At 56.0% G+C, this 375-nt stretch carries 1 protein-coding gene; it reads right to left on the bottom strand.

Features of this window, described 5'->3' with window-relative positions; all coding sequences use genetic code 11:
- Window positions 1-375 (bottom strand): autotransporter-associated beta strand repeat-containing protein (locus tag V5T57_RS20705; protein WP_332893171.1); only part of this gene is annotated, 375 nt, incomplete at both ends.

Raw genomic sequence — 375 nt, 5'->3', positions numbered from 1 at the left:
GGTTCCGCCACTGCCTACCTGTAGCGTACCGCTGGTGATGGTGGTGGTACCCGAGTAGCTATTCGCCCCACTTAATACTGTGGTGCCACTGCCCTTCTGTTCCAACGTTCCCGTACCGGAGATGGCATTATCCAGGGTCAAGCTATCACTGCGGTTGGTAATCAAGGCGCTGCTGTTGACCACGGCACCACTACCCAGGGTACCGCTGGTTCCACCACTGCCTACTTGTAGCGTCCCGCTGGTAATGGTGGTACTGCCCGAATAGCTATTACTACCACTCAATACCGTGGTACCACTACCTGCCTGTTCCAACGTACCCGTGCCGGAGATGGCGTTATCAAGGGTCAGACTGTCACTGCGGTTGGTAATCAAGCC

The organism is Magnetococcus sp. PR-3 (assembly GCF_036689865.1).
Lineage (GTDB): Bacteria > Pseudomonadota > Magnetococcia > Magnetococcales > Magnetococcaceae > Magnetococcus.
This window is presented reverse-complemented; position numbering and strand designations above follow the sequence as displayed.